This window comes from Streptomyces sp. CO7, from assembly GCF_053474865.1.
Genome location: NZ_JBRIOU010000009.1, coordinates 300,281 through 301,518, shown reverse-complemented (window position 1 = coordinate 301,518; position 1,238 = coordinate 300,281). Strand labels below are relative to the sequence as shown.

The 1,238-nt window shown below is 77.9% G+C and carries 1 protein-coding gene; it reads left to right on the top strand.

The features are described 5' to 3' along the window. A partial coding sequence (locus ACOV8S_RS27960) for an AAA family ATPase (RefSeq protein WP_448321241.1) occupies positions 1-1,186 on the top strand: 1,186 nt, incomplete at its 5' end. Positions 1,187-1,238 lie beyond the last annotated feature (52 nt).

Sequence of the window (1,238 nt, the reverse complement as noted above, 5' to 3'; positions counted from 1 at the left end):
CACCACCACCGAACCGCGCCGCGACATGCAGCTGGAGGCGCTGACCCTGGCCGTCGCCGCCGACCTTCCGGTGCTGCTCTGGGGCGAGCCGGGCATCGGCAAGACCGCCGCCGTCACGCAGCTGGCCGAGGAGCTGGACCTGCCGCTGACCACGGTGATCGCCAGCGTCCACGAGCCGTCGGACTTCTCCGGCCTGCCGGTCGTCGGCGACGACCCCGCCACCCAGGGCGTCCCGATGGCCCCGCCGGACTGGGCGGTGCGCCTGGTCCGCCAGGGACGTGGACTGCTCTTCCTGGACGAGCTGTCCACCGCCCCGCCCGCTGTGCAGGCGGCCCTGCTCCGGCTGGTGCTGGAGCGGCGGGTCGGCGCCCTGCGGCTCCCGGAGGGCATCCGCATCGTCGCCGCCGCCAACCCGCGCGCCTCCGCTGCCGACGGCTGGGAGCTGAGCGCCCCGCTGGCCAACCGGTTCGTGCACCTCCCGTGGATGCACGACTCCGAGGTGGTGGTCCGCGGCCTCGGCGGCACCTGGCCGCGCGCCACCCTGCCCCGGCTCGACCCCGCCGAGGTGCCGAGGGCGGTCGACCTCGCCCGGCGCGCGGTGTGCGGGCTGCTCACCGCGCGGCCCAAGCTGGTCCACCAGCTGCCCGCCAACGAGGCCCGCCGGGGCGGCGCCTGGCCCTCGCCCCGCACCTGGGACATGGCCCTGCGGCTGATCGCCTTCGCCACCGCCGCCGGGGCCCCACGGGACACGCTGTCGCTGCTGGTCAGGGGTGTGGTGGGGGACGGGCCGGGGCTCGAGCTGCTGGCGAGCATGGACCGGATGGACCTCCCCGACCCGGAGGACGTGCTGGCCGACCCCGCCGGGGCCGAGCTCCCGCAGCGCGGGGACCTGCGGCTGGCGGTGATGGAGGCGGTCGTGTCCGCGGTCGGGACCAGGCCCACCCGTGAACGGTGGGACGCCGCATGGTCGTTGCTGGTCCGGGCCATGGAGACCGGGGCGCCCGACCTGGTGGTGGTCCCGGCGACGACCCTGGCCGCGCTGCGGCAGGACGAGTGGGACGTGCCGGCGGCGATCGAGCGGCTGGCCGGAGCGGTGGACCTCTCCCGCCGCGCCGACCGGGCGGCGGCCCGCGTGGCGCAAGCCGCCGAGCGGGCCGCCGCCGACGCGGCGAGGGCGACCCGATGACGGGGCCGACGGCGGGGCCGACGCCGGGGGAGCGGCACGCGGAGGCGTACCC